This is a genomic window from Streptomyces sp. NPDC096132, assembly GCF_044763345.1.
GTDB lineage: Bacteria > Actinomycetota > Actinomycetes > Streptomycetales > Streptomycetaceae > Streptomyces.
The window spans coordinates 44,604-67,779 of record NZ_JBIWGA010000005.1; the positions used below are offsets into that span (position 1 = coordinate 44,604).

Sequence of the window (23,176 nt, forward strand, 5' to 3'; positions counted from 1 at the left end):
ATTCCCCGAACGTGGTCTTGCTCGCACAAAACAACGGGGGGCACCTCCCGAATCCGGGACGTGCCCCCCTGCGGGAAGCCGACGTCAGTCCGTGGCCTCCGCCAGCAGCTTCTGGATCCGGCTCACGCCCTCGACGAGGTCCTCGTCGCCCAGCGCGTACGACAGCCGCAGATAGCCCGGCGTGCCGAAGGCCTCACCCGGGACGACCGCGACCTCGGCCTCCTCCAGGATCAGCTCGGCCAGCTCGACGCTGCTCTGCGGGCGCTTGCCGCGGATCTCCTTGCCGAGCAGCGCCTTCACCGACGGGTACGCGTAGAACGCGCCCTCGGGCTCCGGGCAGACCACGCCGTCGATCTCGTTCAGCATCCGCACGATGGTCTTGCGGCGCCGGTCGAAGGCCTCCTTCATCGTCTCCACGGCCGACAGGTCACCGGAGACGGCGGCGATGGCGGCGACCTGCGCCACGTTGGAGACGTTCGAGGTGGCGTGCGACTGCAGGTTCGTGGCGGCCTTGACGACGTCCTTCGGGCCGATGATCCACCCGACCCGCCAGCCGGTCATGGCGTACGTCTTGGCGACACCGTTGACCACCACGCACTTGTCGCGCAGCTCGGGCAGGATCGCGGGCAGCGAGGTGAACGTCGCGTCGCCGTAGACGAGGTGCTCGTAGATCTCGTCCGTCAGCACCCACAGGCCGTGCTCGACGGCCCAGCGGCCGATCGCCTCGGCCTCCTCGGCGCTGTAGACCGCGCCGGTCGGGTTGGACGGGGACACGAAGAGCACGACCTTCGTCTTCTCCGTGCGCGCCGCCTCCAGCTGCTCGACGGAGACCCGGTAGCCGGTGGTCTCGTCGGCCACGACGTCCACCGGCACACCGCCGGCGAGACGGATCGACTCCGGGTACGTCGTCCAGTACGGCGCCGGGACGATGACCTCGTCGCCCGGGTCGAGGATCGCGGCGAAGGCGTTGTAGATCGCCTGCTTGCCGCCGTTGGTGACCAGGATCTGCGAGGCGTCGACCTCGTAGCCGGAGTCGCGCAGGGTCTTCGCGGCGATCGCGGCCTTCAGCTCGGGCAGGCCGCCGGCCGGCGTGTAGCGGTGGTACTTGGGGTCCTTGCAGGCCTCTACGGCCGCCTCGACGATGTAGTCCGGGGTCGGGAAGTCGGGCTCACCGGCGCCGAAGCCGATCACCGGACGCCCGGCGGCCTTCAGGGCCTTGGCCTTGGCGTCCACGGCGAGGGTGGCGGACTCGGAGATCGCGCCGACTCGGGCGGAGACCCGGCGCTCGGTGGGAGGGGTTGCAGCGCTCATACGGCCCATGTTTTCAGACCGGAAACCGGCCGGGCACACGGGTTTCACGGACTGGGCACCGGACGGGCAGCCGACTGAACATCAGAATGAATCCGCTCAAGACCACTTTCCGTTCGACGGCACGCGTCGGACCACGTACACTCATCCGTCGTTGGCCTTCAACAGCCCGTGGCAGAGCAGGTGCACACCGAGCACCCGGTCGGATGCGGTACGTTGGGGACACACAAAGGGTCGTAGCTCAATTGGTAGAGCACTGGTCTCCAAAACCAGCGGTTGGGGGTTCAAGTCCCTCCGGCCCTGCTACACACACCATCACCAGGATGTGTGCGCAGCGCATGTACGTACAGCAACGCACCGCCGTGCGGCTCAGACCGGGCGCGGCACGGCCACGACCCGGGAACAGGTGAGGACGAATGGCGGATGCCGTGGGCTCCATCGACACGCCTGATGCCCAGGACGAGCTGCCTGAGGCGCAGAAGAAGACCCGCAAGGGTGGCAAGCGTGCAAAGAAGGGTCCGCTGAAGCGACTGGCCCTCTTCTACCGCCAGATCGTCGCGGAGCTCCGCAAGGTCGTCTGGCCCACGCGAAGCCAGCTGACGACGTACACGACCGTGGTGATCGTCTTCGTCATCATCATGATCGGCCTGGTGACCGTGATTGACTATGGACTCAGCCACGCCGCCAAGTACGTCTTCGGCTGATCCAAGAGCGAAGGGCGCCGAGGTATCCGGCGCCCCTTTCGCATGTTCCACCCCTATGTATCCAGGAAGAAGCAGCCACCGTGTCTGACCAGAACCTGAACGACGCCATCGAGCCCGACGAGGTCGACGACGAGCTCGACATCGTCGAGGGCGCGGACGAGGTGGACGAGTTCGAGGCTGCCGACGCCGAGGCGGGCGAGGCCGCGGAGGAAACCGCGCTGCACGTCGAGGACGAGGACGAGGCCGACTCCGAGGATGGCGAGGACGCCGAGGACGAGTTCGAGGCCGAGGAAGAAGAGCCGGCCGAGCCCGTCGACCCCGTCGCCGCCCTGCGCGAGGAACTGCGCACCCTCCCCGGCGAGTGGTACGTGATCCACACCTACGCCGGTTACGAGAACCGCGTGAAGACCAACCTGGAGCAGCGCGCCGTCTCGCTGAATGTCGAGGACTACATCTTCCAGGCCGAGGTGCCGCAGGAAGAGGTCGTCCAGATCAAGAACGGCGACCGCAAGACGATCCGCCAGAACAAGCTTCCCGGGTACGTCCTGGTCCGTATGGACCTGACGAACGAGTCCTGGGGCGTCGTCCGCAACACCCCCGGTGTCACCGGCTTCGTGGGCAACGCCTACGACCCGTACCCGCTGACCCTGGACGAGATCGTCAAGATGCTCGCCCCGGAGGCCGAGGAGAAGGCCGCCCGCGAGGCCGCCGAGGCCGAGGGCAAGCCGGCTCCGCAGCGCAAGGTCGAGGTCCAGGTGCTGGACTTCGAGGTGGGCGACTCGGTCACCGTCACCGACGGCCCGTTCGCCACGCTGCAGGCCACGATCAACGAGATCAACGCCGACTCGAAGAAGGTCAAGGGTCTGGTGGAGATCTTCGGCCGGGAGACCCCGGTCGAGCTCTCCTTCGACCAGATCCAGAAGAACTGACGCCTTCGGCGACACAGAGCTACCGGCCAGGTCAGACGGGCTCACACAGCCCGCCTGACCTGCTCGGTTTTTAGCCGCGCGACCCTACCCGTTAGGGTTGTGCGGTTGCCTTCGGGCACTCGGAAATCGACAAGAAACGGGAGAGGACCCGAAATGCCTCCCAAGAAGAAGAAGGTCACGGGGCTCATCAAGCTCCAGATCCAGGCCGGTGCCGCCAACCCGGCTCCGCCGGTCGGTCCGGCGCTGGGTCAGCACGGCGTCAACATCATGGAGTTCTGCAAGGCCTACAACGCCGCGACCGAGTCGCAGCGTGGCTGGGTCATCCCGGTGGAGATCACGGTCTACGAGGACCGCTCCTTCACCTTCATCACCAAGACGCCGCCGGCCGCGAAGATGATCCTCAAGGCCGCGGGCATCGAGAAGGGCTCCGGCGAGCCGCACAAGACCAAGGTCGCCAAGATCACCGAGGCGCAGGTCCGCGAGATCGCCCAGACCAAGCTGCCCGACCTCAACGCCAACGACCTGGACGCCGCCGCGAAGATCATCGCGGGCACCGCCCGGTCCATGGGCGTCACCGTCGAGGGCTGACCCCCACCCCCCGTACCAAGCAGATGAGTGGTGGGGCCTGCTCGGCCCGAACCACGACTCCTCAGAATCACCAGGAGCAGTAGTGAGCAAGCGCAGCAAGTCTCTCCGCGCTGCGGACGCCAAGGTCGACCGGGAGAAGCTCTACGCCCCGCTCGAGGCCGTCCGTCTCGCCAAGGAGACCTCCACGACCAAGTTCGACGGCACCGTCGAGGTCGCCTTCCGCCTGGGTGTCGACCCGCGCAAGGCCGACCAGATGGTCCGTGGCACCGTGAACCTGCCGCACGGCACCGGCAAGACCGCCCGGGTCCTGGTCTTCGCGACCGGTGACCGTGCTGCGGCCGCGGAGGCCGCGGGCGCCGACATCGTCGGCTCCGACGAACTGATCGACGAGGTCGCGAAGGGCCGTCTGGACTTCGACGCCGTCGTCGCCACCCCGGACCTCATGGGCAAGGTCGGCCGCCTCGGCCGCGTGCTCGGTCCCCGTGGTCTGATGCCGAACCCGAAGACCGGCACCGTCACCCCCGACGTGGCCAAGGCCGTCACGGACATCAAGGGCGGCAAGATCGAGTTCCGCGTCGACAAGCACTCGAACCTGCACTTCATCATCGGCAAGACGTCCTTCGACGACACCAAGCTGGTGGAGAACTACGCCGCGGCGCTGGAAGAGATCACCCGTCTCAAGCCGTCCGCCGCCAAGGGTCGCTACATCAAGAAGGCCGCGATCAGCACCACGATCGGCCCCGGCATCCCGGTCGACCCGAACCGCACCCGCAACCTCCTCGTCGAGGAGGACCCGGCCGCGGTCTGAACCTGACGGTTCCTTTTCGGTCGGCGACGAGCCCCGCAACCTTTCGAGGTGCGGGGCTCGTCCCTTTTGGTCGTACGCACTTATTTTCGTACGGCTGTCAGTGCCGTGCGTTAGCGTGCATTCACGGAATTCTCATGGGGGTGGGGCGAATGAAGCGCACGATCGTGCGGACGGCGAGCCTGTCCATCGCGGCGACGATCCTGCTGGCGGGAGTGACGGCCTGCAGCTCGGGCGGCTCGAAGGGCTCCGGCGGTTCCGGTGGCTCGGGCGGTTCCGGCGGGGACGGGAGCGTCCGGTTCGACCCCATCGCCGCCCTGCGCAGCGCGGAGAAGTCCACGGACGGCGCCGACTCCGCGAAGGTCGAGTCCACCACCACCATGGGCTCGGTGATGTCGATGACGGCCGACGGCGCCCTCGCCTGGGGCGACGGCCTCACGGGCAAGCTCACCATCACGTACACCGACGGCACCATGGCCGACACCATGCGCCAGATGGGCAGTGCGTCGATGGAGGCCCGGTATCTGCCCGACGCCTACTACGCCCGGATGGGCGACACCTTCGCCGAGCAGGCCGGCGGCAAGCACTGGATCAAGTACGCGTACGACGACCTGGAGACCCTCGGCGGCAGCGGTGGCGCGTATCTGAAGGACCAGATGCAGAACACCACCCCGAACCAGTCGGTGAAGCTCCTGCTGGCCTCCGGGGACGTCCGCAAGGTCGGCGAGGAGAAGGTGCGCGGTCAGCAGACCACGCACTACTCGGGCACGGTCGACGTGGCCGACCTCGCCGAGAAGAACTCCAACCTCAGCCAGAGCCAGCTCGACGACCTGAAGAAGACCCTGGAGCAGGCCGGTGTCACCACCGAGACCGTCGACATCTGGGTCGACGACCAGGACCTGCTGGTCAAGAAGGTCGAGAAGGGCGAGACCACGGCGGGCGCGTACAGCCAGACCGCGTACTACAGCGACTACGGCACCGAGGTCGCGGTCGAGGAGCCCCCGGCGAGCGACACGGCCGACTTCACCGAGCTGGTGCAGCAGCAGTCGGCGGGCTGACCTCCCGTCGGCCTCGGGGGGCTCGGAGCGGGGAACGGACTTCTGAACGAGGGGGACACATGAACAGACGCCACAAGACCGCCGCGGCAGCGGGCACGGTCCTGCTGCTCACCGGCGCCGTGGCGTGCGGGGGCCAGGCGGGCCGGGGGAAGGGTGCGGCGGACGGCGTCCAGCGGTCCGCCACGCAGGTGCTCACGGCCGCGTACGAGAAGACGGCCGAGGCCAGGTCCGCCCGGGTCACCATGACCATGTCCGCGCCCGCGGCCCTGGGGGGCGACCTCGGCGACATGAGGATGTCCGGGGTCATGGGCTGGGACCCCGCCGTCATGGACGTCACGATGGAGGGTTCCGCCCTCGCGGCGGACCCGGACGCCCCGAAGCGGGTCCGGATGATCGTCCGCGACAGCGTGATGTACATGGACATGGGTGCCGAGGCATCGGCCGAGATGGACGGCAAGCGCTGGGTGAAGCTGGACATGGCCGCCCTGGCGGAGACCGTCGACGACAAGGCCGCGCGGAGGCAGATGACCTCCGGCCTGGAGAACATGAACCAGGACCCGGCCGAGCAGCTGGCCGTGCTGCTCGACTCGCCCAACCTGAAGCACGTGGGCAGCGAGAAGATCGACGGGGCCGAGGCCCAGCACTACAAGGGCACGCTCACCCTGAAGGAGATGCTGGACTCGGGCGACTCGCTGGACGTGCTCGACCCCGACGAGCGGGACAAGGTCCTGAAGGAGGCCGAGAAGGCCGGTGTCACGGGCTACGACACCGAGGTCTGGGTCAACGACGACGATCTGCCGGTGCGGATGGACGTCGGCATGGACACCCCCGAGGGCGACATCGAGATCAGCATGAGCTTCTCCGACTACGGCACGAAGGCCGAGGTCGAGGTGCCGCCGGCCGACGAGACCTTCGACATGGCCGAGATGTTCAAGGACCTGCAGGACAGCGGCTTCGACGAGGACGGCACCGGCGACCCGGCGCTGGACGAGGAGTTGGCCGACCTGGGCGGCAGCCTCGACCTGGAGGGGCTGGAGACCGCGCCCGCCCTCTGAGGGTGCCGCCGGCCCCGTACGGGCGGATTTGCTTGACGGCGTCCGGGTCCCGTACTCTCCTATCGAAGCCAAAGACCGCTGGTCGTTGCCGTGCGCTCGCGAGAGGGTGCGGTGGCCGAAGGATCCGCTTGATATGCGGACGACCCGCGCAGGTGACAGTGGAAGTGCTCCCGGACCGGAATCCGCCAGGATCTCGTTCGGTCGAGCTACGCCCCGTGCGCCTGCGCCGGGGCGTTTCGTTTGTTCCAGCCCCTTCCGAGCGGTCCTCATCACCCGGAAGGAGGCCGACGCTCTATGGCAAGGCCCGACAAGGCTGCCGCGGTGGCCGAGCTCACGGAGCAGTTCCGTAGCTCGAACGCCGCCGTGCTGACCGAGTACCGGGGTCTCACCGTGGCGCAGCTCAAGACGCTGCGCCGATCGCTCGGTGAGAACGCCCAGTACGCCGTGGTGAAGAACACGCTGACCAAGATTGCGGCCAACGAGGCCGGGATCACCTCGCTCGACGACCTGTTCAACGGTCCGACGGCGGTCGCCTTCGTCACCGGTGACCCGGTGGAGTCGGCGAAGGGTCTTCGTGACTTCGCCAAGGACAACCCGAACCTCGTCATCAAGGGCGGTGTCCTTGACGGCAAGGCGCTGTCCGCCGACGAGATCAAGAAGCTTGCGGACCTCGAGTCCCGCGAGGTTCTGCTCGCCAAGCTGGCGGGCGCCTTCAAGGGCAAGCAGACTCAGGCTGCTCAGGTGTTCCAGGCGCTCCCGTCGAAGCTCGTCCGCACCGTGGACGCGCTTCGCGCCAAGCAGGCCGAGCAGGGCGGTGCCGAGTAACTCGGCTCGCGAAATGACCGCCGCCTTCAGGCAGCCCGCCTGAGGCAGAGGTCGTAGCGGGCCGAACGTACGCCCGCCAGACATGTACATCCGGCACCAGCCGAAATTAGTGGAAGGATCGCCCACCATGGCGAAGCTCAGCCAGGAAGACCTGCTCGCGCAGTTCGAGGAGATGACCCTCATCGAGCTCTCCGAGTTCGTGAAGGCGTTCGAGGAGAAGTTCGACGTCACCGCCGCCGCCGCGGTTGCCGTCGCCGGCCCGACCGGTCCGGCCGTCACCGCCGAGGCCGAGGAGGAGAAGGACGAGTTCGACGTCGTCCTCACCGGTGCGGGCGACAAGAAGATCCAGGTCATCAAGGTCGTGCGTGAGCTGACCTCCCTGGGTCTGAAGGAGGCCAAGGACCTCGTGGACGGCGCCCCGAAGCCCGTTCTCGAGAAGGTCGCCAAGGACGCCGCGGAGAAGGCCGCCGAGGCCCTCAAGGGCGCCGGCGCCTCCGTCGAGGTCAAGTAACACCGCACAGGTCCCACGAGACCTGTAACGCCGTAGCGCGTAAGAGCGATCATCCATCTGGGTGGTCGCTCTTCGGCGTTCCCGGGGGGTCGGCCACGGTTGCCTTGCACCCGTGACGGCGGGGGGTATGGTGATCTTCGTCGTGTCTCCTGCAGCCAGAGCTGACGCAGGGAGGCCTTGACGAACCGCACGCAGCGCGCAATTCTCAGGACGCGTCGTCACAACGATCCGAATCCGAGGCATGGATCGACGACGAAGAGGGCAGTATCAACGCGTTGAAGGCAGGCATGTGACGCAGGCGTTGAGGACAGCAGGGGTCTCTGAAAAACGGGACTGGACATCAGTGTGCCATCTGGCTACACTGACCCTTTGCGCTGCCTGTTAGCTGTCCCCTGTCCGTCACCAGGGGTCTGTCCTCACTCGAGACCGACGGCCGAACATCCCGTGAGCTGGGATTTCTGGCTGTGTGTCCGGGAGAGGGGCCGGTACGCGCGTAGTGAGTCCGAGCCCTCGGAAGGACCCCCTCTTGGCCGCCTCGCGCAACGCCTCGACCGCGAATACGAACAACGGCGCCAGCACCGCCCCGCTGCGCATCTCCTTTGCAAAGATCAAGGAGCCTCTCGAGGTTCCCAACCTGCTCGCGCTGCAGACCGAGAGCTTTGACTGGCTGCTCGGCAACACCGCCTGGCAGAGTCGGGTCGAGGAGGCTCTGGACAACGGTCAGGACGTCCCCACCAAGTCCGGCCTCGAGGAGATCTTCGAGGAGATCTCCCCGATCGAGGACTTCTCCGGGTCGATGTCGCTGACCTTCCGCGACCACCGTTTCGAGCCGCCGAAGAACAGCATCGACGAGTGCAAGGAGCGCGACTTCACGTACGCGGCTCCGCTGTTCGTGACGGCCGAGTTCACCAACAACGAGACCGGCGAGATCAAGTCCCAGACGGTCTTCATGGGCGACTTCCCGCTCATGACGAACAAGGGCACGTTCGTCATCAACGGCACCGAGCGTGTCGTGGTGTCGCAGCTGGTCCGTTCGCCGGGTGTGTACTTCGACTCCTCGATCGACAAGACGTCCGACAAGGACATCTTCTCCGCCAAGATCATCCCGTCCCGGGGTGCCTGGCTGGAGATGGAGATCGACAAGCGCGACATGGTCGGTGTCCGCATCGACCGCAAGCGCAAGCAGTCCGTGACCGTCCTCCTGAAGGCGCTCGGCTGGACGACCGAGCAGATCCTCGAGGAGTTCGGCGAGTACGAGTCCATGCGCGCCACCCTGGAGAAGGACCACACCCAGGGCCAGGACGACGCGCTGCTCGACATCTACCGCAAGCTCCGTCCGGGCGAGCCCCCGACGCGTGAGGCCGCGCAGACGCTGCTCGAGAACCTCTACTTCAACCCCAAGCGCTACGACCTCGCCAAGGTCGGCCGCTACAAGGTCAACAAGAAGCTGGCCGCGGACGCGCCGCTCGACGCCGGTGTCCTGACCGTCGAGGACGTCATCGCGACCATCAAGTACCTGGTCAAGCTGCACGCGGGCGAGACCGAGACGGTCGGCGACAGCGGTCAGACGATCGTCGTCGAGACCGACGACATCGACCACTTCGGCAACCGTCGTCTGCGCAGCGTCGGCGAGCTCATCCAGAACCAGGTCCGCACCGGTCTGGCCCGTATGGAGCGCGTCGTCCGTGAGCGCATGACGACCCAGGACGTCGAGGCGATCACGCCGCAGACCCTGATCAACATCCGGCCGGTCGTCGCCTCCATCAAGGAGTTCTTCGGCACCAGCCAGCTGTCGCAGTTCATGGACCAGAACAACCCGCTGTCGGGTCTCACCCACAAGCGCCGTCTGTCGGCTCTTGGCCCGGGTGGTCTCTCCCGTGAGCGGGCCGGCTTCGAGGTCCGTGACGTGCACCCCTCGCACTACGGCCGCATGTGCCCGATCGAGACGCCCGAAGGCCCGAACATCGGTCTGATCGGCTCGCTCGCCTCCTACGGCCGCGTCAACGCGTTCGGTTTCGTGGAGACGCCGTACCGCAAGGTCGTCGAGGGTGTCGTCACCGACGAGGTCGACTACCTGACGGCCGACGAAGAGGACCGCTTCGTCATCGCGCAGGCCAACGCCACGCTCGACGACGACCTGCGCTTCACCGAGAACCGCGTCCTGGTCCGCCGTCGTGGCGGCGAGGTCGACTACGTCCCCGGTGACGAAGTGGACTACATGGACGTCTCGCCGCGCCAGATGGTGTCGGTCGCGACCGCCATGATCCCCTTCCTCGAGCACGACGACGCCAACCGTGCCCTCATGGGCGCGAACATGATGCGTCAGGCCGTGCCGCTGATCCGCTCGGAGTCCCCGCTCGTCGGCACCGGCATGGAGTACCGCTCCGCCGTCGACGCCGGCGACGTGGTCAAGGCCGAGAAGGCGGGTGTGGTCCAGGAGGTCTCCGCGGACTACATCACCACCGCCAACGACGACGGCACCTACATCACCTACCGGCTGGCCAAGTTCGCCCGCTCCAACCAGGGCACCTCGGTCAACCAGAAGGTCATCGTCAACGAGGGCGACCGGATCATCGAGGGCCAGGTCCTCGCCGACGGTCCGGCCACCCAGAACGGCGAGATGGCGCTCGGCAAGAACCTGCTCGTGGCGTTCATGCCGTGGGAGGGTCACAACTACGAGGACGCGATCATCCTGTCGCAGCGCCTCGTGCAGGACGACGTCCTCTCCTCGATCCACATCGAGGAGCACGAGGTCGACGCCCGTGACACCAAGCTCGGCCCCGAGGAGATCACCCGGGACATCCCGAACGTCTCCGAGGAGGTCCTCGCCGACCTCGACGAGCGCGGCATCATCCGCATCGGTGCCGAGGTCATCGCCGGTGACATCCTCGTCGGCAAGGTCACCCCGAAGGGTGAGACCGAGCTGACGCCGGAGGAGCGCCTGCTGCGCGCGATCTTCGGTGAGAAGGCCCGTGAGGTCCGTGACACCTCGCTGAAGGTGCCGCACGGCGAGACCGGCAAGGTCATCGGTGTGCGCGTCTTCGACCGCGAGGAGGGCGACGAGCTGCCGCCCGGCGTCAACCAGCTGGTCCGTGTGTATGTTGCGCAGAAGCGCAAGATCACCGACGGTGACAAGCTCGCCGGCCGTCACGGCAACAAGGGTGTCATCTCCAAGATCCTGCCCATCGAGGACATGCCGTTCCTCGAGGACGGGACCCCGGTCGACATCATCCTCAACCCGCTCGGTGTCCCGTCCCGAATGAACCCGGGACAGGTCCTGGAGATCCACCTCGGCTGGCTCGCCAGCCGCGGCTGGGACGTCTCCGGTCTCGCCGACGAGTGGGCGCAGCGCCTCCAGGCGATCGGCGCCGACTCCGTCGCCCCCGGCACCAACGTCGCGACCCCGGTCTTCGACGGTGCCCGCGAGGACGAGCTGGCGGGTCTGCTGCAGCACACCATCCCGAACCGCGACGGCGAGCGCATGGTGCTCCCGTCCGGCAAGGCGCGGCTGTTCGACGGCCGTAGCGGTGAGCCGTTCCCGGACCCGATCTCGGTCGGCTACATGTACATCCTGAAGCTGCACCACCTGGTCGACGACAAGCTGCACGCCCGCTCGACCGGCCCGTACTCGATGATCACCCAGCAGCCGCTGGGTGGTAAGGCGCAGTTCGGTGGCCAGCGCTTCGGCGAGATGGAGGTGTGGGCCCTCGAGGCCTACGGCGCCGCGTACGCCCTCCAGGAGCTGCTGACCATCAAGTCCGACGACGTCACCGGCCGCGTGAAGGTCTACGAGGCCATCGTCAAGGGCGAGAACATCCCCGAGCCCGGCATCCCCGAGTCCTTCAAGGTGCTCATCAAGGAGATGCAGTCGCTCTGCCTGAACGTGGAGGTGCTGTCCAGCGACGGTATGTCCATCGAGATGCGTGACACCGACGAGGACGTCTTCCGCGCAGCGGAGGAGCTCGGCATCGACCTGTCCCGGCGTGAGCCGAGCAGCGTCGAAGAGGTCTGACGGGAGTTCGGCGGACCTTGAACCATCAGGGTCCGCCGGCCCCGGGACCCCCGTTTCAGACCCCAAGACTTACAACCCTGAGAGGGATTGACGCATAGTGCTCGACGTCAACTTCTTCGACGAGCTCCGGATCGGCCTGGCCACCGCGGACGACATCCGTCAGTGGAGCCACGGCGAGGTCAAGAAGCCCGAGACCATCAACTACCGCACCCTCAAGCCCGAAAAGGACGGACTCTTCTGCGAGAAGATCTTCGGTCCGACCCGGGACTGGGAGTGCTACTGCGGCAAGTACAAGCGCGTCCGCTTCAAGGGCATCATCTGTGAGCGCTGTGGCGTCGAGGTCACGCGCGCCAAGGTGCGCCGTGAGCGGATGGGCCACATCGAGCTGGCCGCGCCCGTCACGCACATCTGGTACTTCAAGGGTGTCCCGAGCCGGCTGGGCTACCTGCTCGACCTGGCTCCCAAGGACCTCGAGAAGGTCATCTACTTCGCGGCGTACATGATCACGTACGTCGACGAGGAGCGCCGTACGCGTGACCTGCCCTCCCTGGAGGCGCACGTCTCCGTCGAGCGGCAGCAGATCGAGAACCGCCGGGACGCCGACCTGGAGGCCCGCGCCAAGAAGCTCGAGACCGACCTGGCCGAGCTCGAGGCCGAGGGTGCCAAGGCCGATGTGCGCCGCAAGGTGCGCGAAGGCGCCGAGCGCGAGATGAAGCAGCTGCGTGACCGCTCCCAGCGCGAGATCGACCGTCTCGACGAGGTGTGGACCCGCTTCAAGAACCTCAAGGTCCAGGACCTCGAGGGCGACGAGCTGCTCTACCGCGAGCTGCGCGACCGCTTCGGCACGTACTTCGACGGTTCGATGGGTGCCGCGGCGCTGCAGAAGCGCCTGGAGTCCTTCGACCTCGACGAGGAGGCCGAGAAGCTCCGCGAGATCATCCGTACCGGCAAGGGCCAGAAGAAGACCCGTGCGCTCAAGCGCCTGAAGGTCGTCTCCGCGTTCCTGCAGACCAGCAACAGCCCCAAGGGCATGGTGCTCGACTGCGTGCCGGTCATCCCGCCGGACCTTCGCCCGATGGTGCAGCTGGACGGTGGCCGCTTCGCGACCTCCGACCTGAACGACCTGTACCGCCGTGTGATCAACCGGAACAACCGACTGAAGCGCCTTCTCGACCTCGGTGCGCCCGAGATCATCGTGAACAACGAGAAGCGCATGCTCCAGGAGGCCGTCGACGCCCTGTTCGACAACGGCCGTCGTGGTCGCCCGGTCACCGGCCCCGGTAACCGCCCGCTGAAGTCCCTCAGCGACATGCTGAAGGGCAAGCAGGGTCGATTCCGTCAGAACCTGCTCGGCAAGCGTGTCGACTACTCGGCGCGTTCCGTGATCGTCGTCGGTCCGCAGCTGAAGCTGCACCAGTGCGGTCTGCCGAAGGCGATGGCGCTGGAGCTCTTCAAGCCGTTCGTGATGAAGCGCCTGGTCGACCTGAACCACGCGCAGAACATCAAGAGCGCCAAGCGGATGGTCGAGCGCGGCCGCACCGTGGTGTACGACGTCCTCGAAGAGGTCATCGCCGAGCACCCGGTGCTGCTGAACCGTGCGCCCACCCTGCACCGCCTCGGCATCCAGGCCTTCGAGCCGCAGCTGGTCGAGGGCAAGGCCATCCAGATCCACCCGCTCGTCTGCACCGCGTTCAACGCGGACTTCGACGGTGACCAGATGGCCGTGCACCTGCCGCTGTCCGCGGAGGCGCAGGCCGAGGCCCGCATCCTGATGCTGTCCTCGAACAACATCCTCAAGCCCGCCGACGGCCGTCCGGTGACGATGCCGACCCAGGACATGGTCCTCGGTCTGTTCTTCCTCACCACCGACGGCGAGATGCGGGACGTCAAGGGCGAGGGCCGTTCGTTCGCGTCCGTGGCCGAGGCGATCATGGCGTTCGACGCCGGTGAGCTCTCGCTGCAGTCGCGGGTGGACGTCCGCTTCCCGGTGGGCACCATCCCGCCGCGCGGCTGGACCCCGCCGGCGCAGGAGGAGGGCGAGCCGGAGTGGCAGCAGGGTGACAGCTTCCGGCTGAACACCACGCTGGGCCGTGCGCTCTTCAACGAGCTGCTGCCCGAGGACTACCCGTTCGTCGACTACGAGGTCGGCAAGAAGCAGCTCTCCGAGATCGTCAACGACCTCGCCGAGCGCTACCCCAAGGTCATCGTGGCGGCGACGCTCGACAACCTGAAGGCGTCCGGCTTCTTCTGGGCGACCCGTTCCGGTGTCACCGTCGCCATCTCCGACGTCGTCGTCCCCGAGGCGAAGAAGGAGATCGTCGCCGGGTACGAGGCCAAGGACGAGAAGGTCCAGAAGCAGTACGAGCGCGGTCTGATCACCAAGGAAGAGCGCACCCAGGAGCTCATCCAGATCTGGACCCAGGCGACCAACGAGGTCGCCGAGGCGATGAACGAGAACTTCCCGAAGACCAACCCGATCTTCATGATGGTGAACTCGGGTGCACGAGGCAACATGATGCAGATGCGTCAGATCGCCGGTATGCGTGGTCTCGTGTCGAACGCCAAGAACGAGACGATCCCGCGTCCGATCAAGGCCTCGTTCCGCGAGGGTCTGTCCGTGCTGGAGTACTTCATCTCCACGCACGGTGCCCGTAAGGGTCTGGCGGACACCGCCCTGCGTACCGCCGACTCGGGTTACCTCACCCGTCGTCTGGTGGACGTCTCGCAGGACGTCATCATCCGCGAGGAGGACTGCGGTACCGAGCGCGGCCTCAAGCTGGCGATCGCCGAGCGCGAGGACGGTGTCCTGCGCAAGACGGGCAACGTCGAGACGTCCGTGTACGCGCGCTGCCTCGCCGAGGACATCGTGGTCGACGGCAAGGTGCTGGCCCCGGCCGGTACCGACCTCGGCGACGTGCTCATCGACGAGCTGGTCCGCCACGGCGTGGAGACGGTCAAGACCCGCTCGGTCCTGACCTGCGAGTCCGCCGTCGGCACCTGCGCCATGTGCTACGGCCGCTCGCTGGCCACCGGCAAGCTGGTCGACATCGGTGAGGCGGTCGGCATCATCGCCGCCCAGTCCATCGGTGAGCCCGGTACCCAGCTGACGATGCGTACCTTCCACACCGGTGGTGTGGCCGGTGACGACATCACCCAGGGTCTGCCGCGTGTCGTCGAGCTCTTCGAGGCCCGTACCCCGAAGGGTGTCGCCCCGATCTCCGAGGCCTCCGGCCGCGTGCGGATCGAGGAGACCGAGAAGACCAAGAAGATCGTCGTCACCCCGGACGACGGCAGCGACGAGATGGCCTACCCCATCTCCAAGCGTGCCCGTCTGATGGTCAGCGAGGGCGAGCACGTCGAGGTGGGCCAGAAGCTCACCGTGGGTGCCACCAACCCGCACGACGTGCTGCGCATCCTGGGTCAGCGTGCCGTCCAGGTCCACCTGGTCGGCGAGGTCCAGAAGGTGTACAACTCGCAGGGTGTGTCGATCCACGACAAGCACATCGAGATCATCATCCGGCAGATGCTGCGCCGTGTGACGATCATCGAGTCCGGCGACGCCGAGCTGCTGCCCGGCGAGCTGGTCGAGCGCTCGAAGTTCGAGACCGAGAACCGTCGTGTGGTCCAGGAGGGCGGTCACCCGGCCTCCGGTCGTCCGCAGCTGATGGGTATCACCAAGGCCTCGCTGGCGACGGAATCCTGGCTGTCGGCCGCCTCCTTCCAGGAGACGACCCGAGTCCTGACGGACGCGGCGATCAACGCCAAGTCCGACAGCCTCATCGGCCTCAAGGAGAACGTCATCATCGGTAAGCTCATCCCGGCCGGTACGGGTCTGTCCCGCTACCGCAACATCCGGGTCGAGCCGACCGAGGAGGCGAAGGCCGCGATGTACTCGGCCGTCGGCTACGACGACATCGACTACTCGCCGTTCGGCACGGGCTCCGGCCAGGCCGTTCCGCTGGAGGACTACGACTACGGTCCGTACAACCAGTAAATGACCGAAAGGGCGGTCACCCCGTTGCGTACGGGGTGACCGCCCTTCGGCATGTCTAACGCGCTGTCAGCTCCCAGACCGTCACGGCCACCGTGGCGACGGCGGCCAGCGCGCCGATGCTGGCGAGCGGCCAGCGGGAGCGTTCCAGGGCGTCCAGGCGCTGCTCGTGGTCGGCGAGCTGCTTGTCGGTCTGGTCGCTGCGCTGCACCAGCAGCGCGAGCGAGCCGTCGACCCGGGCGAAACCGGCTTCCACCGTGCCGCGCAGGCGTTCCAGTTCCACGGCGACGGCGGTCGGATCGGAGAACGGCTGGGGTTCGTTCATGCATCCCTCCGTTCGGTGTCCGTCCGCAGCCAGCCGGGCAGCAGGGCCTGTACGGCGGGCAGGGCCATGATCCTGGTGACGCCGGCGGCGACGGCCAGGGCGCCGGCGACCCAGGGCAGGGTGTCCGGGATGCCGGCGGCGTCGACGACCGTCGGCAGCAGGACGCACAGGCCGACAGCGGTTTGTACGACGGTGCGGAGGGTCCGCTTGGCGGCCTCAGACATGTGCTGACCTCGCTCTCAGACGTGCGGGACCTTCAGGGCCGCCCAGGACGTTGCGCCCGGCCAGCCGTCGGCGGCGGAGCCGGTGTAGCCGAGCTTGCGCTGCCACGCGGCGTACGACGTGCGGTCGGCCTCGGTCCACTGCGGGCCGGGGCCGCTCGCGTAGGCGGAGCAGCCGACGGCGACCAGACGCCGGCCCATCGCGGTGACGATCGCCGACCTGGGGTTCTTGTGGAACCACTCGGTGCCGGGGAAGGGCTGGTAGGACGGCTGTGTGGGCCGCGGCTCACCGCCGAGCCGGGTCGCGACCCGGGACCGGAAGTCGGACATCGCGAAGCCGCGCGGGTCGATCTTGGTGTTCGTCCACTCCTTGTGGCCGATCACGGAGTGCGCGGACCAGCCGTGCGCCCGGCACAGCGCGGCGGACGCCCGGACCATGGCCTCCAACTGGACCTCGGGCCAGGGGTCCTTGCCGTTGCCGAGGTTGACGCACTCGAAGCCGTAGAAGTGGACGTTGCCGTCCGTGTCGTTCTCGTTGGGCGCGGGCAGGGTCGCGCTCTCGGCGACGACGGCCCGCAGGACGTCGCCGTCGCCGCTGCCGGCGTGGTTGGCGCGGCCGTTGCCGACGAGGTGGACCGTGCCGTCCTTGGCGATCACGCCGTGGCAGAGGGGACCGGGCAGGGTGGAGTGGCCGTTGTAGCACAGGCTCACGCTGTTGCCGGTGCCGGAGGTGACGGTGTGGTGGATGATCACGCCGTTGACCGGGCCCCAGCTTCCCTTGTGGTTGCGGTTGTGGGTGCGCCAGCCGGAGTGCTCGACGACGGTGACGCCCTCCGCCTGCAGAGCGGCGACGAGGGCGTCGGCGGAGAGGGGTTTGGCCATGGTGGTGCCTCCCTGGGGGAGTGTTCGGGCATGAGAAGACCCCGGCCGCGGCGGCTCGGGGTCGGAGGTCGGAGGGATGTCAGGCGGCGGGTTCGCTTCCCCCGCCCGTGTCGCCGCCGGCCGCCGTCGTCCACGTGACGCACAGGGCGGTGTACGCCGCCGTACCGGCCTCGAAGTCGGCCAGTGCCGCGGCGATCGCCCGCTGGATCGCCGTCGGGTCGGGGACGACCGGGTCCGTGCCGACGGGCATGACGGTGATACGGCCGGTGCCGCGCAGGACGGTGCCGCGGTCGCCGGTCTCGGTGAACTGGGCGGTGACGGTGACCGGCGAGTAGGTGCCGGTGAGCGAGTCGGGGCCGATCATCGAGCTGAGGCTCGTGTCGGTGACGTTGACGTAGACCGTGTGGCCGTTCTCGGTGACGGTGGCCCGCCCGGCGTAGTCGATCGCGAGGCCCCAGGGCTGGGTGGGGTCGATGTCCATGGGTGCTGCCTTCCTCGGGGTGCGGATCAGCTCTGGCGGCCGTACATCAGGATCGGGTTGGCGTAGACGGTGCTGCCGGAGGCCGCCTTGGCCTGGATCTCGACCTTGAGCAGGCCGCCGAAGGCGGAGGCGAAGTCGCTGCTGACCGGCCCGGTGTGGTCGTAGTCGGTGCCGGCGCCGACCTCGGTGCCCCAGACGGCGCCGTTGACGAGCACCTGGACCGTGCCGGAGCCGCCGGAGCTGACCTTGGTGCTCACCAGGAGCCTCATCTGCGGCTGCCAGACGACGTTGTACGACATCGCGATGGTGGTGTAGGCGGTCGCCGTGGTCTGCGGCCAGCGGGCGGTGGAGCTGTCCTGCGGGGGCAGCATGGTCAGCCAGGGCCGGGCGAGGCCACCGGCGACGATGTCGTCGGAGATGATCTCGCGGCCGTCGGCGTCGTAGATCCGCAGCGGCTGCCGGGAGGTGCTGGTGCCGTCGCCGTTGTACAGGCTCAGGGCGTACTTGCCGGTCTGGCGGCGGATCGCGAGGCCGAACTCCTCCCCGCCCCAGTTGCCGACCCGGAACACCTCCACGCCCGTGCTCTCGCCCTCCTTCTTCGGCGCCCGGACGGAGACGTAACCGCCGCCGCCGGACCCCTTGTTGAGCGGGGGCAGGCTGTTGACGGCGGTGGAGAGCTGCTGGATCCGGCGTTCCATCTGGGTCAGCCGGTCGATGATGTCTTCGGGGAGCTGGGGCATCAGACCTCCTCCAGGTAGAGCTCGGCGGTGTCGGGGCGGCCGCGCTGGGCGGGGCTGGCCTTGACGCCGATGATCCGGTAGCGGGCGTCGAGGCCCTCGGTCCACCATTCGTCGGTGATCCGCAGGCGGACGGTCCGGCCGAGCAGGGCGGGCGGGACGAGGTCGTCCAGCCGGATGCTGATCTCGGGGATCACCACCGCCGCGGTCGCCGAGTCCAGCTCGGCCGTGGCCAGCGAGTTCAGGGTCGCCCCGGAGGTGACCTCGGTGTGGTCGGAGGACAGATCGACGCGGGGGAAACCGGCGTCGAGCAGCTCCTGGGCGACCTGGACGTCCGAGCACTGCGGGCGGGACTCGGCCGCCTGGTTGTCGTTCTGGGACGCCCCGCGGGCCATGGCGGTGGTGCCGCCGCGGGTCGCGTCCCGGGGGAAGCTGTACGACAGGATCTTCCCCGGCCGGTCCAGCACCAGGTCGGTCGTCCCGATCTCGATCGTCGGGCTGCCCAGCCGCAGCCGGCGCACGCGCTGCCCGGTGCCCGGGTCGCGGTACACGGCGATGTGGTGCTCGAAGCCCTTGTCCACGGCGGCGAGGGCGTCGAGGGCCTCCAGATAGACGGTCTCGTCGCCGTAGCGGTAGGTCACGGTGACCGGATGCGGCGGGTCGGAGGTCTCCGCCCCGTAGCTGACGCCGATGTCGCCGCCGTCGACCGGGGGCGGCACGTTCTCGGCGAGCGGATCGACCGTCCCGGTCTGGAGGTGCCGCCACAGCTTGCGGGCCACCTCCAGCTGGTCCTGGCCGGTGAAGGAGAGGTCCTGGCGGATGCGGCGGCGGCCCGCGTACGACTCGAAGGTGGCCGCCTGGATGCCCAGGCTGAGCACCCCGCGGTCGTCGCTCTGCAGGGTGGCCGTCCAGACGATGCCGCCCCACCACAGGTCGTTGCCGCGCTGGAGGTAGACCGAGGTACGGCCCTCCTCGATCCGGCGGACCCGGGCCGCGATCGCCGCGTCGGGCACCGGGATCGTGCCGGAGAGCGAGCCGGCCTTGCCGATGTAGTCGTCGACGGTGACGTCGCGCAGCGGCAGGATGTCGATGGGGTGGTCGGAGAGCAGGTCGCAGAAGATCGCCCGATACGGCGTGCCGGTGCTCATACGGCCGCCTCGTAGGTGGCGGTGCCCCGGATGGCGAAGCCATTGGCCCAGGTCCAGGGCGACAGGGAGTCCACGCTGCCCTGGCCGGCGGCGGCGATCGCGCTGGCGTCGGGCCGGCCCGAGGAGATGCCCAGCTCGAACGTGCCGGTCGTGGGCAGATAGATCCGGCTCATGGCCCGGGCGGCGTTGGAGGCGCCCAGCTCGGCGAAGCCGATGACGGGGTGGGCGGCGGAAGCGGTCACCGGCAGGGAGAACCGCCAGTTGTCCGACGTGGTCGGGCTGGTGCCGAAGTTGGTGGTGCTGCCGAACTGGATCACGAAGTTGAGGTGCACGGTCGTACCGGACTTGAGGTACCGGCAGTTGACGGTGGCGTCGCCGAACGACGGAGTGGCGCTGCCGGTGCCGGTCGTCCAGGCCGGCGTCCAGCTCTGCCAGGTCGGCAGGACCGGGTAGTTGGCCCAGGCGGTGCCGCTCCAGCGCTGCAGCTGGCCGCCCAGGTCGCGGTACTGGCCGGGGTAGGCGCCGATCGACGTGTCCGTGGTCACGGGGAGGATGCCGCCGACGCCGACCGTGGCGGTGCGGCGGCCGGTGAGCGCGGTGCTCCAGGCGATGGCGTTGGTGCCGCCGCTCGCGTTCTTCTGCACGACGACCTCGTACAGCGGGAGGGACAGCCCGGGCGCCGCCGGGACGGCCGGGGTGGCGGCCGGGGTGCCCTGGACGATCTCCACGACGGCCTCGCTGCGGCCGGAGGCGTCGTAGTCGTGGTCGTAGACGCGCAGGACCACGAGGTCGATGCGGCCGTACTGGGCGTCGCCGTCGGCGAAGGTCAGGGGCAGGTACTCGGTCAGGGCGACCGGGTAGGCGCCCCGGGCGTCGGTGCTCTGGATCACGGCACGGCCGGGGCTGACCGTGGCGGTCATGGTGTTGGCGGCGCCGGTGAGGGTGAAGCCGGAGATGCGGGAGACGCCGTCCGAGGAGCCCGGCAGGATGCCGGAGCGGGTGGCGACCGGTGAGGTGGGGGTGAGGGCGCCGAGCGAGACGAGCCGGGTGTCCTCGCGGGACTGACCGTCCGGGGACAGCCATCCGGAACGTACGGGCATGGTCGGCTCCTTTCGAAGAGTTCCTGGTGCGGAAGCGGGCGAGGTCAGGCGATCGGGTCGACGCGCAGGAAGATCGTGTCGAACCAGGCGTTCACGCTGGCACTGCTCGACCGGTGCATGGCGGTGACCGTGTAGACGGAGCCGGCGGTGAGGGAGCCCAGGCGCAGCTGGGTCTGGTTCGACTTGCTCACGGCGCCCGAGCCGGACGCGGCGCGCTCGTCGTCGGCCGCCCAGATCACCGTGGAGCCCAGCGTGACCTGCGGGGACATGTGCGCCTGTACGGTCTCGCTGCCCGAGGTGGAGATCCGGGCGCCGGCGCTGACGATCACGGCGCCGGAGGGCGGGGCGGTGAAGGTGAGGGTGAGCGCCGCGAGGGTCGTGTCCTGCAGGGCGGCGGTGTACGTGGTGGAGGTGGTGTACCCGGCGTCCAGCGACTGGGCGAAAGCAGGCCCCGGTACGGCGGGCAGCCAGGCGCTGCCGTTCCACCGCTGGAGCTGGCCCAGCGAGGAGTCGCGGTACTGGCCCGGATAGCCGCCCGTGGCCAGCGCCCCGGCCGGGGCGACGCCGCCGATGTCCCTCGGATACGGCACCCAGGCCGTGCCGCTCCACCGCTGCAACGCGCTGTTGACGTCCCGGTACTGGCCGGGGTAGGCGCCGTTGACCGTGTCGCCGGCGACGGTCGGCAGGATGCCGCCGAGGGCGACGGTGGTGGTGCGCAGGTCGGTCAGGGCCGTGCTCCAGGTGATGCCGCCGCCGCCCGTGCTGGTCCCCTTCGGCACGGCGACCGTGAACAGGGGCAGCGACAGGCCCGGTGCGGCGGGCGCGGTCGGGGTGGCGGCCGGGGTGCCCTTGACGATCTCCACGGCGGCCTCGGTGCGGCCGGAGGCGTCGTAGGCGTTGTCGTAGATCCGCAGGACGACGAGGTCGAGGCGGCCGTACTGGGCGTCGCCGTCGGCGAAGGTCAGCGCGACGCCGTCGGTGACGGCCACCGGATACACCCCGCGCGACTCCTCGGCCTGGACCACGGCGCGGCCCGCGCTGACCGTGGCGGTCATGGTGCCGGCGTTGCCGGCCAGCCAGAAACCGGAGACGCGGTGTTCGCCGGTGTAGGAGCCGGGCAGGACGCCCGAGCGGGTGCCGATGGGGGAGACCGGGGTGTGGGCGCCGAGCGGGGTGACCCGGGTGTCCTCCCGGGTCTGGCCGTCCGGGGACAGCCAGGCGGAACGTGCGTTCATGGCGAGTCCTTCCGGCGAGGGTCAGGAGGCGGATTCGTAGGTGCCGTGGATCGACAGCACGTCGTTGGTGCCCCAGGTGAACGGGAAGCCCTTGTCCCAGAAGGCGTTGGCCTGCTTCAGGGACTCGCGCAGGGAGCGCACGACACCGCCGTTGCTGGTCGACAGCAGCCCGCTGCCCGGGTACATCAGGCCCTCGGAGCTGTCGAAACCGAGCACGTCCAGCACCCGGCCGTCCAGCTTCCAGGTCGTCCCGAGCGGCGCCACCGGCAGGGAGAAGGACCAGTTGCCGTTGGCCGCCTGGGCCGACAGGTTGGTCGTCGAACCGATCTTGAGATAGATCCGGACGTGCACGATCGTGCCCGTCTTCGCGTACGAGGCGGCGAGCGTGCCGTTGCCGATGCTGGGCGCGGTGCCGGTGTCGGCGCGCCACACCGGCGTGTAGTCGGTCCAGGTCGGCACCGGCTGGTACGTCACCCAGGACGTGCCGTTCCAGCGCTGGAGCGCGGAGCCGCTGTCGCGGTACTGGCCGGTGTAGCTGGCCGTGGTGACCGCGCCGGCCGGGGCGATGCCGCCCAGGGCGCTCGGATAGCCGACCCAGGCCGAGCCGTCCCAGCGCTGCAGGGCGCCGCCGGAGTCGCGGTACTGGCCCGGGTAGGCGCCGTTGCCGGTCTCGCCGTACACCGGGAGGATGCCGCCGACCGCGACGGTGGGGGTGCGCAGGTCGGTGACGTCGTTGTTCCAGTTGATGCCGCCGCTGCCGGAGCTGACGCCGGCGCGGACCAGGACCCGGTAGATCGGCAGTCCGATGCCCGGCACCGCCGGCTCGGCCGGGGTGGCGGCCGGGGTGCCCTTGACGATCTCGACGGCGACCTTGGTGAAGCCGGAGTTGTCGTACTGGGTGTCGTAGATCCTCAGGACGACCAGGTCGATGCGGCCGGCGGAGGCGTCGCCGTCGGCGAAGGTCAGGGTCAGCTGCTCGGGGAGCGTGACCGGGTAGGCGCCCTGGCTGCCGCCGGCCTGGACGACGGCCCGGCCCTCGTGGACGGTGGCGGACATGGTGCCGGCGCCGCCCTCCATCCAGAAGCCCGAGAGCCGGTACTGGCCGTCGTAGGAGCCGGGCAGGATCCCGGAGCGGACCTCCAGGGGGTTGGCCGGCGTCGTCGCGCCCATCTGGGTGAGCCGGGTGTCCTCGCGGGTCTGGCCGGTCGCGGCCACCCATGAGCTGCGCAGGTTCATCTGCTGGTCTCCTGTGATCTCACGG

Annotated in this window: 20 protein-coding genes and 1 tRNA gene; 11 read left to right on the top strand and 10 right to left on the bottom strand. The window is 68.6% G+C overall.

Translation table 11 applies throughout. The features are described from left to right. Window positions 1-84: 84 nt before the first annotated feature. Window positions 85-1,311, bottom strand: coding sequence for a pyridoxal phosphate-dependent aminotransferase (locus ACIRF9_RS13340; protein WP_403820064.1), 1,227 nt, complete (start codon window positions 1,309-1,311; stop codon window positions 85-87). Between the two features lie 227 nt (window positions 1,312-1,538). Here ACIRF9_RS13340 and ACIRF9_RS13345 point away from each other — a divergent pair. The 11 genes from ACIRF9_RS13345 to ACIRF9_RS13395 all read left to right on the top strand — a co-directional run bounded on the left by ACIRF9_RS13345 (window position 1,539) and on the right by ACIRF9_RS13395 (window position 15,789). Beyond that, a tRNA-Trp gene (locus tag ACIRF9_RS13345) sits at window positions 1,539-1,611 on the top strand. A 113-nt stretch (window positions 1,612-1,724) separates the two neighbouring features. Further along, on the top strand, window positions 1,725-2,012 hold the full coding sequence (gene secE / locus ACIRF9_RS13350; RefSeq protein WP_403820067.1) for a preprotein translocase subunit SecE: 288 nt from the start codon (window positions 1,725-1,727) through the stop codon (window positions 2,010-2,012). Between the two features lie 80 nt (window positions 2,013-2,092). Continuing rightward, window positions 2,093-2,941 carry a transcription termination/antitermination protein NusG gene (gene nusG, locus ACIRF9_RS13355; protein WP_403820070.1) on the top strand — a complete coding sequence of 283 codons (849 nt, stop codon included), beginning with the start codon at window positions 2,093-2,095 and terminating at the stop codon, window positions 2,939-2,941. 153 nt (window positions 2,942-3,094) lie between these two features. Next, entirely contained in the window at window positions 3,095-3,529 is a 435-nt protein-coding gene (rplK, locus tag ACIRF9_RS13360) for a 50S ribosomal protein L11 (protein ID WP_003998857.1), read from the top strand. A gap of 82 nt (window positions 3,530-3,611) precedes the next feature. After that, a complete protein-coding gene (gene rplA, locus ACIRF9_RS13365) occupies window positions 3,612-4,337 on the top strand; it encodes a 50S ribosomal protein L1 (RefSeq protein WP_403820073.1) in 726 nt (241 codons plus the stop codon). A gap of 149 nt (window positions 4,338-4,486) precedes the next feature. Next, window positions 4,487-5,392: a hypothetical protein gene (locus ACIRF9_RS13370; protein WP_403820076.1), complete on the top strand. Its 906-nt coding sequence runs from the start codon at window positions 4,487-4,489 to the stop codon at window positions 5,390-5,392. 59 nt (window positions 5,393-5,451) lie between these two features. After that, window positions 5,452-6,447 carry a hypothetical protein gene (locus ACIRF9_RS13375; RefSeq protein ID WP_403820078.1) on the top strand — a complete coding sequence of 332 codons (996 nt, stop codon included), beginning with the start codon at window positions 5,452-5,454 and terminating at the stop codon, window positions 6,445-6,447. Window positions 6,448-6,741: 294 nt separating this feature from the next. After that, window positions 6,742-7,272: a 50S ribosomal protein L10 gene (gene rplJ / locus ACIRF9_RS13380; RefSeq protein ID WP_403820081.1), complete on the top strand. Its 531-nt coding sequence runs from the start codon at window positions 6,742-6,744 to the stop codon at window positions 7,270-7,272. Window positions 7,273-7,399: 127 nt separating this feature from the next. Further along, window positions 7,400-7,783: a 50S ribosomal protein L7/L12 gene (gene rplL / locus ACIRF9_RS13385; protein WP_403820084.1), complete on the top strand. Its 384-nt coding sequence runs from the start codon at window positions 7,400-7,402 to the stop codon at window positions 7,781-7,783. A 526-nt stretch (window positions 7,784-8,309) separates the two neighbouring features. Further along, window positions 8,310-11,795 carry a DNA-directed RNA polymerase subunit beta gene (gene rpoB / locus ACIRF9_RS13390; protein WP_403820087.1) on the top strand — a complete coding sequence of 1,162 codons (3,486 nt, stop codon included), beginning with the start codon at window positions 8,310-8,312 and terminating at the stop codon, window positions 11,793-11,795. 97 nt (window positions 11,796-11,892) lie between these two features. Next, window positions 11,893-15,789, top strand: coding sequence for a DNA-directed RNA polymerase subunit beta' (locus tag ACIRF9_RS13395; RefSeq protein ID WP_403820089.1), 3,897 nt, complete (start codon window positions 11,893-11,895; stop codon window positions 15,787-15,789). 55 nt (window positions 15,790-15,844) lie between these two features. Here the strand turns inward: ACIRF9_RS13395 and ACIRF9_RS13400 are convergent, their stop codons facing one another. The 9 genes from ACIRF9_RS13400 to ACIRF9_RS13440 form a co-directional block, all read right to left on the bottom strand. Beyond that, window positions 15,845-16,111, bottom strand: coding sequence for a hypothetical protein (locus ACIRF9_RS13400; RefSeq protein ID WP_403820092.1), 267 nt, complete (start codon window positions 16,109-16,111; stop codon window positions 15,845-15,847). Beyond that, complete coding sequence (locus tag ACIRF9_RS13405) at window positions 16,108-16,335, bottom strand: hypothetical protein (RefSeq protein ID WP_403820094.1); 228 nt, start codon at window positions 16,333-16,335, stop codon at window positions 16,108-16,110. The genes ACIRF9_RS13400 and ACIRF9_RS13405 overlap by 4 nt, the downstream gene beginning before the upstream one ends. A gap of 15 nt (window positions 16,336-16,350) precedes the next feature. Continuing rightward, window positions 16,351-17,214, bottom strand: a complete 864-nt coding sequence (locus ACIRF9_RS13410) for a peptidoglycan-binding protein (RefSeq protein ID WP_403820097.1) — start codon at window positions 17,212-17,214, stop codon at window positions 16,351-16,353. A gap of 79 nt (window positions 17,215-17,293) precedes the next feature. Then, window positions 17,294-17,695 (bottom strand): ATP-binding protein, encoded by a 402-nt coding sequence (locus ACIRF9_RS13415; RefSeq protein ID WP_403820100.1) that lies wholly within the window; start codon window positions 17,693-17,695, stop codon window positions 17,294-17,296. Window positions 17,696-17,721: 26 nt separating this feature from the next. Further along, entirely contained in the window at window positions 17,722-18,435 is a 714-nt protein-coding gene (locus ACIRF9_RS13420) for a hypothetical protein (protein ID WP_403820103.1), read from the bottom strand. After that, window positions 18,435-19,580, bottom strand: a complete 1,146-nt coding sequence (locus tag ACIRF9_RS13425; protein WP_403820106.1) for a hypothetical protein — start codon at window positions 19,578-19,580, stop codon at window positions 18,435-18,437. Before ACIRF9_RS13425 ends, ACIRF9_RS13420 begins: the two co-directional genes overlap by 1 nt. After that, complete coding sequence (locus tag ACIRF9_RS13430) at window positions 19,577-20,680, bottom strand: hypothetical protein (RefSeq protein ID WP_403820109.1); 1,104 nt, start codon at window positions 20,678-20,680, stop codon at window positions 19,577-19,579. Before ACIRF9_RS13430 ends, ACIRF9_RS13425 begins: the two co-directional genes overlap by 4 nt. A 44-nt stretch (window positions 20,681-20,724) precedes the next feature. Continuing rightward, the gene (locus ACIRF9_RS13435) at window positions 20,725-21,915 is read right to left on the bottom strand and encodes a hypothetical protein (RefSeq protein WP_403820112.1); all 1,191 of its coding nucleotides are present in this window, start codon (window positions 21,913-21,915) and stop codon (window positions 20,725-20,727) included. A 21-nt stretch (window positions 21,916-21,936) separates the two neighbouring features. Next, window positions 21,937-23,151 carry a hypothetical protein gene (locus tag ACIRF9_RS13440; protein ID WP_403820115.1) on the bottom strand — a complete coding sequence of 405 codons (1,215 nt, stop codon included), beginning with the start codon at window positions 23,149-23,151 and terminating at the stop codon, window positions 21,937-21,939. Window positions 23,152-23,176 lie beyond the last annotated feature (25 nt).

Coding starts and splice junctions, on each gene's coding strand:
- ACIRF9_RS13410 (WP_403820097.1), bottom strand. CDS start 17,214: ATGGCCAAACCCCTCTCCGCCGACGCCCTCGTCGCCGCTCTGCAGGCG.
- ACIRF9_RS13425 (WP_403820106.1), bottom strand. CDS start 19,580: ATGAGCACCGGCACGCCGTATCGGGCGATCTTCTGCGACCTGCTCTCC.
- secE (WP_403820067.1), top strand. CDS start 1,725: ATGGCGGATGCCGTGGGCTCCATCGACACGCCTGATGCCCAGGACGAG.
- rplK (WP_003998857.1), top strand. CDS start 3,095: ATGCCTCCCAAGAAGAAGAAGGTCACGGGGCTCATCAAGCTCCAGATC.
- rplJ (WP_403820081.1), top strand. CDS start 6,742: ATGGCAAGGCCCGACAAGGCTGCCGCGGTGGCCGAGCTCACGGAGCAG.
- ACIRF9_RS13340 (WP_403820064.1), bottom strand. CDS start 1,311: ATGAGCGCTGCAACCCCTCCCACCGAGCGCCGGGTCTCCGCCCGAGTC.
- ACIRF9_RS13415 (WP_403820100.1), bottom strand. CDS start 17,695: ATGGACATCGACCCCACCCAGCCCTGGGGCCTCGCGATCGACTACGCC.
- ACIRF9_RS13400 (WP_403820092.1), bottom strand. CDS start 16,111: ATGAACGAACCCCAGCCGTTCTCCGATCCGACCGCCGTCGCCGTGGAA.
- ACIRF9_RS13420 (WP_403820103.1), bottom strand. CDS start 18,435: ATGCCCCAGCTCCCCGAAGACATCATCGACCGGCTGACCCAGATGGAA.
- ACIRF9_RS13435 (WP_403820112.1), bottom strand. CDS start 21,915: ATGAACGCACGTTCCGCCTGGCTGTCCCCGGACGGCCAGACCCGGGAG.
- ACIRF9_RS13370 (WP_403820076.1), top strand. CDS start 4,487: ATGAAGCGCACGATCGTGCGGACGGCGAGCCTGTCCATCGCGGCGACG.
- ACIRF9_RS13440 (WP_403820115.1), bottom strand. CDS start 23,151: ATGAACCTGCGCAGCTCATGGGTGGCCGCGACCGGCCAGACCCGCGAG.
- ACIRF9_RS13375 (WP_403820078.1), top strand. CDS start 5,452: ATGAACAGACGCCACAAGACCGCCGCGGCAGCGGGCACGGTCCTGCTG.
- ACIRF9_RS13430 (WP_403820109.1), bottom strand. CDS start 20,680: ATGCCCGTACGTTCCGGATGGCTGTCCCCGGACGGTCAGTCCCGCGAG.
- ACIRF9_RS13405 (WP_403820094.1), bottom strand. CDS start 16,335: ATGTCTGAGGCCGCCAAGCGGACCCTCCGCACCGTCGTACAAACCGCT.
- rplL (WP_403820084.1), top strand. CDS start 7,400: ATGGCGAAGCTCAGCCAGGAAGACCTGCTCGCGCAGTTCGAGGAGATG.